This window comes from Faecalicatena faecalis (genome assembly GCF_012524165.2).
GTDB classification, from domain to species: Bacteria; Bacillota; Clostridia; order Lachnospirales; family Lachnospiraceae; genus Faecalicatena_A; species Faecalicatena_A faecalis.
The window spans coordinates 176036-189149 of sequence record NZ_JABACJ020000001.1 but is presented as its reverse complement, the minus strand read 5'-3'; the positions used below and the strand labels follow the sequence as shown (position 1 = coordinate 189149).

The 13114-nt window shown below is 46.1% G+C and carries 9 protein-coding genes; all 9 read right to left on the bottom strand.

Annotated elements, in window-relative coordinates; all coding sequences use genetic code 11:
- Nucleotides 1-3: 3 nt before the first annotated feature.
- The 9 genes from HGO97_RS00765 to HGO97_RS00725 all read right to left on the bottom strand — a co-directional run bounded on the left by HGO97_RS00765 (nucleotide 4) and on the right by HGO97_RS00725 (nucleotide 13027).
- A complete protein-coding gene (locus HGO97_RS00765) occupies nucleotides 4-1509 on the bottom strand; it encodes a Gldg family protein (protein ID WP_216238490.1) in 1506 nt (501 codons plus the stop codon).
- A gap of 12 nt (nucleotides 1510-1521) precedes the next feature.
- Nucleotides 1522-2388, bottom strand: coding sequence for an ABC transporter permease subunit (locus HGO97_RS00760; RefSeq protein WP_216238488.1), 867 nt, complete (start codon nucleotides 2386-2388; stop codon nucleotides 1522-1524).
- Nucleotides 2372-3355 carry an ABC transporter ATP-binding protein gene (locus HGO97_RS00755; protein WP_216238486.1) on the bottom strand — a complete coding sequence of 328 codons (984 nt, stop codon included), beginning with the start codon at nucleotides 3353-3355 and terminating at the stop codon, nucleotides 2372-2374. Before HGO97_RS00755 ends, HGO97_RS00760 begins: the two co-directional genes overlap by 17 nt.
- 179 nt (nucleotides 3356-3534) lie before the next feature.
- Nucleotides 3535-4473, bottom strand: a complete 939-nt coding sequence (locus HGO97_RS00750) for an SGNH/GDSL hydrolase family protein (protein ID WP_246597242.1) — start codon at nucleotides 4471-4473, stop codon at nucleotides 3535-3537.
- Between the two features lie 44 nt (nucleotides 4474-4517).
- Nucleotides 4518-7172, bottom strand: a complete 2655-nt coding sequence (locus HGO97_RS00745; RefSeq protein ID WP_216238485.1) for an SbcC/MukB-like Walker B domain-containing protein — start codon at nucleotides 7170-7172, stop codon at nucleotides 4518-4520.
- A gap of 1 nt (nucleotide 7173) precedes the next feature.
- A complete protein-coding gene (locus HGO97_RS00740) occupies nucleotides 7174-8334 on the bottom strand; it encodes an exonuclease SbcCD subunit D (protein WP_216238483.1) in 1161 nt (386 codons plus the stop codon).
- A gap of 38 nt (nucleotides 8335-8372) precedes the next feature.
- On the bottom strand, nucleotides 8373-10076 hold the full coding sequence (locus HGO97_RS00735; RefSeq protein WP_216238481.1) for an ABC-ATPase domain-containing protein: 1704 nt from the start codon (nucleotides 10074-10076) through the stop codon (nucleotides 8373-8375).
- Between the two features lie 27 nt (nucleotides 10077-10103).
- Nucleotides 10104-11369 carry a serpin family protein gene (locus HGO97_RS00730; RefSeq protein WP_216238479.1) on the bottom strand — a complete coding sequence of 422 codons (1266 nt, stop codon included), beginning with the start codon at nucleotides 11367-11369 and terminating at the stop codon, nucleotides 10104-10106.
- 101 nt (nucleotides 11370-11470) lie between these two features.
- Entirely contained in the window at nucleotides 11471-13027 is a 1557-nt protein-coding gene (locus HGO97_RS00725; protein ID WP_216238477.1) for an ABC-F family ATP-binding cassette domain-containing protein, read from the bottom strand.
- Between the last annotated feature and the right edge of the window lie 87 nt (nucleotides 13028-13114).

Genomic DNA, 13114 nt, shown 5'->3' with positions numbered 1-13114 from the left:
ACCTTATGCCTTTCTTCTTCTGAACCATACCACAAATCCTGAAATCAATACTGCCAGTGGAATCCCAAAAATGACCAGTAGACTGAACAGGCCTGCATGTTGTACTGTATTATATTCTGTCGCAAGGCTCTTTGCCTCGATTGAAATATTCTGTACACCATCAAAATTGCTACTGACTGCATTCATAAATAATGTGGTATTTTCAAGCTGTGTGAACGTATCCGTAATCTGTGAATCGATCAGACTTCCCGCAGAGATGACCGTAAAGCGGCTTTCCTTCGTGTTGTCGGCGCTCTTTTTTTCTGAACTGTCAGACTGATCCTCTGATTTTTTACTGTCTGAGTCTCCACTGTCCTCAGACTTGCTGTCTGATGACTTACTTTTATCTTCCTGGCTCACGCTCTCCACTGCCGACGCACCAAGTACATAAGTCCCCTGCTTCTGGTCCTTCTCTGTTACAGCATATGCCTGATCAGATGTGGACATAAAAGGAGTGGTCGTGATCGTATCCCTTGCCGGGTCTACCAGGTTCATCCCATGTGCATTTGTAAGAAGTACCATCTGGGAGCTGATTCTTTTTGCCATATCACCGGATACAGAGAGCAATGGGAAGATATAATAATAATTTCCCTGATAGCATCTGGATGTATCTGCAATATAGCCATCTGCCTCTTCCATTCCGTAATCCTTCATAATAGATGCAAGATTCGGAAGCTGGGAAGAAGTGGTATCTCCCAGCAAGAGCATGACCTTTCCGCCCTTTGAAAGATATTCCTGAATGACCGTCTTCTCGTCATTCGTCAGATCATTGGAAGGGGCATACATCAGAAGCAGGTCACAGTCGTCGGGTATGGCCGTATTCATTACGAGATTCAGTTCCTGTACCTGATAGTTATTTTTATCCATCAGATCTGTGATGGAACCAGGTAAGGTCGCCTCTCCGTGTCCAGTGGTCCTGTATATCTTTTTATTCACATCACTGACCACATAGTTTACAGCACTGGTCAACTGTCCCTCCCCGTCAAACTCTGATTCGGATACATTTCCTGTATAATAGTAGGATGAGGTATCCATAACGATAATATCATCAAAGGAGACGGTAGTGCTTTTTCCTGTATCTGCGCAGGCTACTACGATTGTATTCTCATTCGTATCATATTCGTTGAGTGCGGAAGGATGAAGTACCGGATCGATCCATTCCACGGAAATGTCCTTTGACAAGGATGCATATTTACTTAGAAATGTTTTAATCCTGTCATCCGTACTTTCCTTTACAGCAAGCACGGTAAACGTGACTTTATGATCCAGTCCTTTTAAAAGCTCCTTACTTGTATCTGTGATCTCATATATTTTTGTGCTGCTGACATCGATATTCCTATACTTTTCCGGAATCTGCCCAAAGATCAGATTTGCCACCACTACAATCGCAATGACAAGAACCGTCACCCCCACGCTGTATGTTCCATTCTTTGTTCCGGTTGTCTTAAATACATTTTTTATTTTCTGCACGCTTAAGTCCTCCTAACTCCAACGTCTTTTCTGAATGGCCTGCACTGTCAGGAAAATAAATACTACGATAATAGACAGATACAGAACAATACCGCTGATATCTACAATGCTTTTTGACGTAATGTCTGTAAAAACATTTGCGAGGGCAAGGTTTCCCAGGACCTTGGTCAGCATGTTCTCAAAAAGATTGGATTTTAAAATATAGGTCACGATGCATATAGCAGCTCCGATCAGCTCGATACCGCCGCTAAGTATCCAGTTTCCCGTCATATGCTGGATATAGGCCGCCACAATCGTGATGAGGATCAAGATTCCCACCATGCCGCTGATCGCGGAGCTTGGAAGGAATGACAGAATTCCGTCCCACAAATACAGCATGAGCAGGACGCCGAATGTCGTAATAAAGGCAATGATCTGGCTCTCCGTCAGAGAGGAGAGGAACATTCCAATTGCAATATAAACGCATCCCAGCAGGAAGAAAACACCGATGGAGATATAGTCCACCTTGAGATAAGCCGTTCCCTGCAGCTTGATGATCAGCGGGAACAGACAGAAAATCAAATTCGGGACTGCAAGTACCGATACCATCGCAAGATACTTTCCAAGGACGACCTTCCCGATTCCTACCGGAGCGGTTAAAAGAAGCTGATCCGTCTTGTTCTTGCGCTCCTCGGAAAAGCTTTTCATTGTAATCAGTGGAATCCCTACGAGGAACACGATCAATGAGCCTGACAGAGTATAAGAAAAATACGGATACCCTGCATTCAGGTTATATGCCATAAAATAGATTCCGGTAAAGGCTACCAGAAATGCAACAAATACACATCCAATCATGGACTGGAAGTAAGACCTAAGTTCTCTCTTATAAATCGCCAGCATTTGTCTCATCCTCCTTTTCGTCTTTGTTCAATACTGCCTCCCCCTGGGTCAGTTCCAGGAAGATTTCTTCCAGGCTCGCCCGGTTCGACTTCAATGTAAGCAGCGGACATTTTGCCTCCGCAAAGGTAAGGAATATTTTTTCCCGGATGTCTTGATGCTGTTTTGTTGTTATGACTGCGGCTGTTATACCGTTTTCCTGCGCTTCTGTCTTCACCGATGCAATCTCAGGAATCCTGTCTAGGATTTCCCGCATTTTGGACGCATCTGCTTTCGCCTCGATTTCTACGGATTCTGCCCCATCCATCAAATGCTCCAGATTCTCAGGTGTATCACTGGCGACCAGCTTTCCTTTCGAGATGATCATGATATAATCACAGACCTCCCGGACCTCAGCCAGAATATGAGAGCTCAGGATGACTGTGTGCTTCTTCGCCAGATTCCGAATCAATTCTCTGATCTCAATAATCTGCTTCGGGTCCAATCCTACAGTCGGTTCATCCAAAATGATAATATCGGGAAACCCTAACACTGCCTGGGCCAGCCCGACTCTCTGCTTATATCCTTTTGAAAGATTGCGGATCAATCGGTCTCTGACATCCATAAGCTTCGTAAGCTTCATGACCTCCTCAATGGAAGACTCCCACTCCCCCTTCGGAATCCTCTTTAACTCCGCGGCAAACCCCAGATATTCCCGTACGGTCATCTCTGTATACAATGGAGGAATCTCTGGAAGATATCCGATATCCTTCTTGGCCTCCTCTGGTTCTTTCAGGATGTCATGTCCATTGATAATGACCTCCCCTTGTGTTGCTCCCAGGTATCCTGTCATGATGTTCATCGTTGTCGATTTTCCTGCACCATTCGGACCCAAAAAGCCATAGATCTTACCCTGTTCAATCTTGAAATCCAGGTGATCTATGGCTAGATGATTTCCATATTTTTTTACCAAGTTCTTAACCTCTATCAAGTCCTTACCTCCCTGTATTCTATGTACTTGCTACTGACAGCGCGCCGGCCTTTACTTGGATCGATGTCCATGAAAAATGTTGGAGTCGGATCATCTGACCAGAACCGGTGCCGCTGCCTCATGAAACAAAGCTGTTTCACATAGAAATTACGGTATCAGAACTTTGTGAAGTTTTTGTGTTACAAATGTGATATTGTTTTGTAGTTTCTGTGTACTTGTCCTTCTTCTTTTTCTTCCTTTTTCGTTCCTCCTTTCTGTTTTCTTTTTTGTCCGGGGACATTTGTTTTCCCCTGCTCATCGGGATTCTCAATCATTTTATATATCATCCGGGCAATCAGCTCCTGCCCTTCCTGGCTGGGATGAAGACCATCCCCCTGAACAAAGGCTGCTACATTAGAGTTATATAAATCTACGACCTCATATCCGTATTCTGTGGAACGCTTTTCAATAATACTGTTCATGTTCTTGATGATATTCTCTACCACCTTATTCAGTGTCCCGGGCATTTCCACATTGGAAATGGGGTTATAGATATTGGTCACAATAATCTGAGCATCCGCCTTTTTTTGCTGAGTGATCGTGTCCATTGCCTGAATCCATTGGTTTTCAAAGCTTCCATAATCCCAGTTGCTCAAAGCGTCAATAATTTTAAATACGATCAGAGGATTCTTTTTTCCCCCTTCTTTTAATTCTCCTACCGCCTGGGATGCGCTCCTGAACTTCGTGTCTGAGTTCAGGATTTCCTGTGCCTCGCGCTTAAATTCGTTCAGCAGGTCGTTAGACCCCATTGTCAGAAGAATCACATCCGACTTATTCAGGCTCCATTTGACCGTATCTCTGGACAGAATCTGTTCATTCAGGCCAGTTGTATCCAAACCATTTTTTGCAAAGTTATGATAGTCGAACCAGGTCCCATATTCCTTAGAAAGACGTTCTGTTACAATGCGGCCATAGCATTTGATTGGATTTACTTTATCTGTTGAATATCCTTTTGCAATGCTGTCCCCCAGAATCGTACAGGTAATCATCTCATCCCACGCCCTTACAGGAAGGACCTGATGCATGCACAAGATTCCTGTCAATAAGAAAACTGCAAAAACTTTCAGGTATTTTCTCATCTGCCTCACTCCTATTTTTGTCCGTTCATCGTAAAAACGATGCTCTAATCGAATACCCACTTCGTATGGCTGCCCTGCTCCGTTTTCGTCACCACCAGTTTCCACTCTATCTGTTCTTTTAATTCATTCACATGGGATATGATCCCGACCAGCCCCTTCTCTCCTGCCAACTCCTGTAATATCTGAATCGCCCGCTCTCTTGCAGCATCATCCAGAGAGCCGAACCCTTCATCCACGAACATGGTCTCCAGACTGATCGCACCTGCCGTATTCTGTACAATATCTGCCAGCCCCAAAGCCATCGCCAGAGAGGCCATGAAAGATTCTCCTCCTGAGAGAGTCTTCACATCCCTCACAGAATCGTTGACCATATGGTACACATCCAGATCAAGTCCTGCCTGCCCCTGGCTGCTTAAGTCCTTGATTTCCCTGCACTGCAGGATGAACTCGTTGGAAGTCATCTTACTCAGCCTTCTGTTCGCCGCATGAATGATCTGTTTAAAATATTTTCTCTGCACATAGGTCTCAAAATCCAGTTTGACGCTGCCGCTCAAGGTTCCATTGGCTGTCCTGCTCAAGTTATTGACCATCTCATACTGCGCGGTCAAATCCCCTCTTGCTTCAAAATACTGGTTCAGCTTTTTCTTCGCATCTTGATTTTTCTGGTTCTGGCTATGAAGGTGAAGCCACTGTGCCCTTTGTTCCTTCTGCGCGCTCTGCACCTTGAACAGCCTCTCCTTCTCACTGGTCAGATCGGCCTTTTTTCTTCCCTCTGTCTGCTGCTTAAGCATCTCAAGCCTTGTCTTTACCTCGACTGACTGTGCCTCATACTCCTTCAAGTGCTTTTCCTTTTCTTCTCTTCCATTGATCCATGCTTTTGCCTGCTGATATTCTTCCTCGGATGGAAAGTCCTGCGCCCTTAATTCCTGTCTAAAATCAGCCTGCTCCTCTTCCTCTTTCCTAAAAAGCTCACCAAGCTGTGCTTCCTGGCTTTCCAGAAGCCCGCTTCTTCGTTTCAGCTCCTCCTTAAGCTCCCGGAATTGCTTTTCCTTCCTCTGATACTTTGTTTTTTGGTCCCTCAGCCTGGTTCTGCATTGATCCAGCTTTTCTTTGACCTGCACCTCACTGATTTCACCACTTCCCTGTATTTCTATAGCAGCTTCTTTCAGAAGATTTCTCTCGGATTCTAGATTGCTTTTAGACTCCTGGAAAGTTTCCTGTATCAAAGTCCGTTCTTTTTCCTTCTTATCCCGCTTTTCCTTTGCCTTTTCGACCGCTTTCTGATCCGGCGCTTTCCCGGACAGCTCTGCCTTCTTTGGATGTGTTGTAGAACCACACACCGGACACGGACTGCCCTCCTTTAGCTCTTTCGCCAGAATTCCCGCCTGCTCCTCAAAGAAACGCTTGTATTTCTCCTCATACTCCTCTGACGCAGCACGGCATTGTTCTAATACCTCCTGCATCTTCCCGAGATTCTGCGCATATGCCTTCTCCAGTCTTCGTATCCGCTCATACCTGGGAAGAATATCATCCAGCCGCATAATCTGCTTCTGCCAAAGCGGTTCCATCCTTTGGAGCTCCTCTGCAGCGGTCTGTACCTCTTTTTCTTCAACTGCTGCTCTCTTCCCTTCTTTGTCCAGCCATTCCTTGGTATCCAGGATCTGCTGCTTCAACCGTTTTCCTTCGGCACTGGTCTTTATAAACTGCTTTTCTTTGATAAAGACCTTTTCTGCACGTGCCCCCAGATCGACTTCTCTTCGCTTACGCTCAATTTCTTCTTTCTTTGCTTCTAATTGTTGCTGTTTTTCCTGGGCCTGCTGCCTCTGGAGGAATAATCTGTTGATTTCTTCCCCGCTTCGGATTACCGCATTTAACTCTTCTGCCTGTTTCTGCAGATCTAAAGATTTCTTTTCCGCCTCGCTCTCCCGGATTTTCCCTTGACGGCAGATTTCTTTTAATGTATCCATCACCGGTTGGGCAGGCGGAAGCTTTAACTCCAGATACCCCTTCCAGGCTTCTGCCTCACCCTCTCCTGAAAATGGTTCCACATGTTCCATCTCCCGAAGACAATCCTTTGTGTTATCCTCAAGACTGATGTAAAGCCGCTTTGCCTGTTCTTTGAGTTCCTCCTGTACCTGCCAGTACAGCTTTGTCTGAAAAATCCTTGAAAAAATCCGTTTCCGCTCTTTGGATTCTGCATGGAGCAATTTCAGGAAATCTCCCTGGGCAATCATCGCAATCTGTGTGAACTGATCCACATCCAAACCGATGATCTCTTCTATTTTATGATCGACTTCCTTTTTCTTTCCCTGGAATTCACTTCCATCGGGCAGAATAAGGCTGACCTTTGTCAGTTCCTTTACAAGTCTTGGAGAACCATCCGCATAATTTCGTTTTCCTTTCCGCATATACTCAGGATTTCTCCTGATCGTATAGACCTGTCCCCGATAGGAAAATACATATTCCACGAAGGTCTCTATATCATCCGCCGCATACTGGCTGCGCATCATATTGCCATCCCTGCTGCCTCCGCTGGTCCTGTCATACAGCGCATAGGTAATGGCATCAAAGATCGTAGTCTTCCCTGCCCCTGTATCTCCGGTCACGAGGAACAGTCCATGCTGCATTTTTGTAAAATCAATCTCTTCCACGCCCGCATAAGAACCAAATGCGGACATCGTTAGTTTTACCGGCCTCATGCTATTCCCCCTTCACCTGTTCTAAGATATGCTCCAAATATCCGCACTCTTCCCTGGAAAGGCTGCGTCCCTGTATTTCCCGGAAAAAGTCTTGAAACACCGTAAGGGGATCCGCGATTTCCGCCTCATCGTTGAATTCCTCCAGGCGTTTCCTCGTCCTCGTGTTATCCATTCGGATTTCAAGTATATGCGAATACACCTTCTCCAGCTGTTCCTTCGGCCGGTAAGGGTCCTTCTCATCCGTCAATGTCACGCTGATATAATCATCCCGGTTCTCTTCCCCAGCGCTCTCCAGGATGTCCGTCAGTTCCCCGCGGATTGTACGCACATCACGCAGCGGATGCAACGGATGCAACGTAACACTGGCCTCCTTTCCTTTTGCGCCCAGTTCCACTACATGCAGGGATTTCGTATGTCCTGCCTCACTCACAGAATATTTTAAAAGTGTGCCGCAGTAACGGATTGTCGGGACCTGTACCTGTTGTGCGCCATGCAGATGTCCCAGGGCCGTATACTCGAACCCCATCAATGGTCCGATCTCTACATTATCGATTCCACCCACGGAAAACAACTCCGAATCGCAGGTATCTGGTACACCGCCATTTCCTGTATAGAACTGATGAGATACCAATACATTTCTTTTCGCCGTATCGATTTCTTCCCGCTCCAGAACATAACGCACTGCCTCACTGTAAGTCTCAGGAAGTTCTTCCCCTTCTTCCTGCAGTCCCCTTATATATCCCGGCTTCATAAAAGGAAGGAGATAAAAATCCACCTCCCCAAATTCATCCGTGAGCGTCACTTTTTTCAAATACTCTCCCTTTTGAGATGGCACACTTCCCGCAATATGGATATTCTGTCTCCCCAGTATTCGGCTGGCATAATCCAGACGCTGGGCAGAATCATGGTTGCCGCTGATGATGAGAACTGCCGTAGAAGGCTGGATGTCCGCCAGTCTGGTCAAAAATTCATCGAACAGTGAAACCGCCTCCGCCGAGGGAACCGATTTATCATAGATATCCCCTGCAATTACGACCGCATCCGGTGCAAGCTCCTTCACATAACCGATTACCTCGTTCAGGATATGTTCCTGGTCCTCGATCAGGCTGTAATGATGCAGCTGCTTACCGATATGCAGATCCGATAAATGAAAAAATTTCATATACTTTCCCCTCTGTCTTTCTTCTAAATACAGATCATTTACAGCTTCAGCCCACGGTATCGGTTCAGACAAGCGTGGATCTCCTGTTTTCTCGGCACAGCCAGGGCAGCGACATTTGAACTGCTCTCACAAAGACCAGCCAGCCCGTCTTTCCTGATCTTCTTCTCCAACTCTTCCACAACCGTCTGTATACTCTTTCTTCCATCTAACAAATGCTTCTCCGCATATTTCACACAGTATCCGAGTGCTGACACCTGTTCGCTGTCCACAAGCTGCTCCACATAACGCAGGTCAATAGATTCCCGGTTGATCTGTACAGCCTCTTTTCCCAGTGTCTTCATCTTGATTCTGTCATTCCCGCTCAATGCACGGTTCTGTCCCGGACATCTGGTAAATACAGGATCTTCTGCCTTTTGCTCTGGCCCGCTGAGCACCGGGAAGCCTTCCGCCTCTTTTTTCGCCAGCTCTGTAATATCCCGCGGCACATACCGGTCCATCTGAACAATGCTGTCCGCAATCTGGAAGTATGCCCCGGAACTACCTGCTACAATAATCGTAGAAACTCCATAATTATCGTACAATTCCCTGATTCGCTCGATAAACGGCGTGATTGGCTCCATATCCCTGTGGATCACGCGCTGCATCAGCTCATCCCGGATCATAAAGTTAGTCGCACTGGTATCCTCATCGATCAGAAGCAGCTTCGCCCCTGCCTCCATCCCCTCGATTACATTTGCCGCCTGGGAGGTGCTGCCGCTGGCATCCTCTGTGTAGAATCCCCTGGTCTCCTTCCCATTCGGAAGGTCATTGATGAACATGGAAATATCCGTCTTCTTGATACTTCTTCCATCCTCAGCACGGATTTTCATCGCAGTATCATCCGTAATCACATATTCTCGTCCATCGCCGGAAATATGATTGTAAACACCCAATTCAAGCGCTTTTAAAAGTGTCGATTTTCCGTGGTAGCCGCCGCCCACGATCAAGGTAATGCCTTTGCGGATTCCCATTCCGCTGATTTTTCCCTGATGCGGAAGCTCCATCGTCACTTTCAGTTCCTCCGGTGAAGTAAACGCAACCGCACCCTTCATCGGACGGGAAGAGATTCCGGACTCCCTCGGAAGAATGGAGCCATCTGCAACAAAAGCTGCCAGTCCCATTTTCGGGAGCTGTTCCCGGATATACTGCTGGTCATCCGCAAGAAATACTGTCTGCTGGATTTTCTTTTTGTCACTGTTCTTATAATAAAGAGAGTTTTCCACACTCTCCGGCAAAAATTCAAATAATATCTTCATTAATTCCCTGGCATTAATGGTTCTTCCATTTGCCGGAAACCCCGCTTCCAGTCTGAGAATCAAGTCTCCGCTTTTTGGATCGATCTTGCAGGCAGTCCGCTCCAGAACCTCCTGATTACAACGGCTGATTGCAATCAGCCCGCTCTTTCCCGATCCCTTCGCTTTAAAAGCATAACGCTCCACAGCCCGGGCGAACTGCCTGGTCAGATAATCCTGAAGCGCGATCCTTCTGTGCTCTGTCTCATACAATTCCTTCGGAAACGCAGAGACAGCACCCTTCATATGAATACTCAGCTTAGATGGCGAAGCAAACGGGTCGCCCTGCACATGGTCAATGGAAAGCTGATAGCCAGGGAACTGATATACCCCTTTTGTGTCCTTGTACGCAGGATAACTCTTGTGGTCGATCCTGTTCAAAAGATTCTTTAACTCTGTTGATGTCTGCATTGTGTTAAACTTCCTTTCCTGATGTTTTTACTTTTCTTCGATATCCAGCACTGTGCCGATGAAAATAGGGACTCTATTCTCACAATCAATCAGCATATACACAAATGGGCGGTCCAGATGCACGACTTTCGGTTCCTCCTCTACCATCGCAGACTCAGTCTTCATCTCCACAGCCGTTGCCGCCCCGGCCTTTGTCCCTTTTTCATCCACTGCAATATATGTCTTATGCAGGACACGGCCGATAAATATATTTCCGTCCTTTGAGTGCCCAAGTGCTGTAAAATTAGCAGTTGCCGGATCAAACGCATCGTTCATTCCCATTCCGATCAGCACATCATTCATCTTGACGCTGTATTCGCTTTCAAACTTAGGCATGGAGACAAGAACCTTTATCTGCTCCGGCTGATTCAAAATCTGCGACAACCTCTCTCCGGTAAGAGATGCAGCATATTCACTGATACTGCATCCTTCATCCGGGAGCAACGCTGCAAAGGCATATTTTTCCCCTTTATAATACTTTAAGAATCCTGCTGCATCTTCATCCTCCAGATATTCCCATTCCTTTGAGTCCATAAATTTTACATTTCTCACAGTACCTGATTCTGTAGTAAACATTCCATCATGTACCTGATTTTCCTCGTAGATTTTTTCCCACTGTGCATCAAATGCAAGCGCATTCACCAGATACATCACCACTTTCCGATCTATGGGCTTCTCCAAGATTTCATTGATCATCCCATCCGTATGATCATGGACCCAGTGATTGATATCTGCTCTTGTGGATTCATCAAACGGGGCCTTGTAGATTCCTGCATCATACCAGGTGGCATTGGTTGTTAAGAAATCCGGTTCCACAGTGAGACTCTCAACATCCTTAATCCAGATCGAATTCGCTGCGTTGAGTGTATTCTTTTTATCTTCAGATAACATCTGGCTGTAGGAATAGAGATATTGATTCAATTCCCCCGCCTCCAGACCAAATACCTCCTGCATCTGCGCCAGCGTCTCACCTTTGGCCCCGTTGGCAGTCATACCTAGGGCATAAAGGACCGATAATGGCGAAATCAGTACATTTTCACTTTCATCCGCTTTCAGACTCTGTTGAAAAAGACGTACCGCAAAATCCGTAACTATAGCAGAATCTTCCGGAGTCACATCACCAACTCTGTCTGTTTGGGCCGCCTTAACCCCTTTCATCAAATCCTCTGCATGAATCTTAGCACTGCATCCTGATACTCCCAGCAGTACAGTTAACATAGAAACGAGAATGATTGCAATGATACGCTTCTTCATATGGCAGTCTCCTTTCCGCCTATCGGCCCAAAATGCTCCTAAAGCTATTCTGGAATTGATTACTATCAAGTAACAGATACATTCCTTTTTTGAAATATTTTTTAAACGAGCTTGGTCGTCCACTTGGAACAGTCCCAGACCTCCTGTACAATGTCCTGATAAAATTCCGGCTCATGGCAGATCAGAAGCAGTGTTCCCTGATATTCCTGCAGCGCCTTTTTCAAAGCATCTTTCGCATCCACATCCAGGTGGTTCGTCGGCTCGTCAAGCATCAGTACATTCGTCTCCTTATTGATCAGCTTGCACAGCCGCACCTTCGCCTGCTCACCTCCACTCAACACCCGGACCTGGCTTTCGATATGTTTCGTCGTCAGACCGCATTTTGCCAGCGCTGACCGCACCTCATACTGCGTAAATGAAGGGAATTCGCTCCAAATTTCCTCAATGCAGGTGGATTTGTTCTCCCCTTTCATTTCCTGCTCAAAATAACCAATCGCCAGGTTCTCTCCCAACTCGCATTTCCCACTGATCGGTTCCACAAGTCCCATGATACTTCTAATCAGCGTCGTCTTCCCGATTCCATTTGCCCCGGTCAGTGCGATCTTCTGTCCACGCTCCAAAGAGATGTTGAGAGGCTTTGACAGTGGTTCATCGTATCCGATCACAAAATCCTTCGTCTCAAAGATATATCTTCCTGGTGTCCTGCCCTTCTTAAAATGAAATTCCGGCTTCGGGCGCTCTGCCGCCAGCTCGATCACATCCATTTTATCCAGCTTTTTCTGTCGTGACATCGCCATATTTCTAGTGGAGACTCTGGCCTTATTGCGTGCCACAAAATCCTTGAGCTGGCTGATCTCCTGCTGCTGTCTCTTGTACGCTGCCTCCAACTGTGACTTCTTCACCTCATATACTCTCTGGAAATCCTCATAATTTCCAACATATCGGTTCAATTCCTGGTTCTCCATGTGGTAAATAATATTAACTACCTCGTCCAGAAACGGAATATCATGTGAAATCAAAATAAACGCATTTTCATATTCGATCAGATAACGCTTCAGCCAGTTAATATGTTCCTCGTCCAAATAGTTGGTCGGCTCGTCCAAAAGCAGGATATCCGGCTTTTCCAACAGGAGCTTGCCCAGCAGAATCCGGGTCCGCTGACCACCGCTTAAGTCTGTCACATCCTTATCCAGTCCCAGGTCCAATAGTCCCAGTGCACGAGCCACCTCTTCTACTTTTGCATCAATAATATAAAAATCATGTAATGTCAAAGTATCCTGTATCGTACCCAGCTCCTCCATCAACTGCATCATCGTCTCTTCATCCACTTCTCCCAGACGGTCACAGATCGCATTCATCTTCTGCTCCAGCTCGAACAGATAAGAAAAAGCCGATTTCAGGACATCTCTGATACTCATTCCCTTTTTCAGCACTGTATGCTGATCCAGATATCCTACACGGACATCTTTTGCCCATTCTACCTTTCCCTCATCCGGTGTCAGCTTCCCGGTCACAATATTAAAAAATGTGGATTTTCCCTCTCCATTTGCCCCGATCAGCCCAATATGTTCTCCGCGCAGCAGTCGGAAAGAAACATCCTGAAAAATTGCACGGTCACCAAAACCATAAGAAAGATGTTCTACATTTAAAATACTCATGTCATGTCTCCTTTAGTATTTATCTTTTTGTATTTTTGCTCTTTTTTCATTCTATTTTAGCATGTTTGATTCACGCATATTGTAACA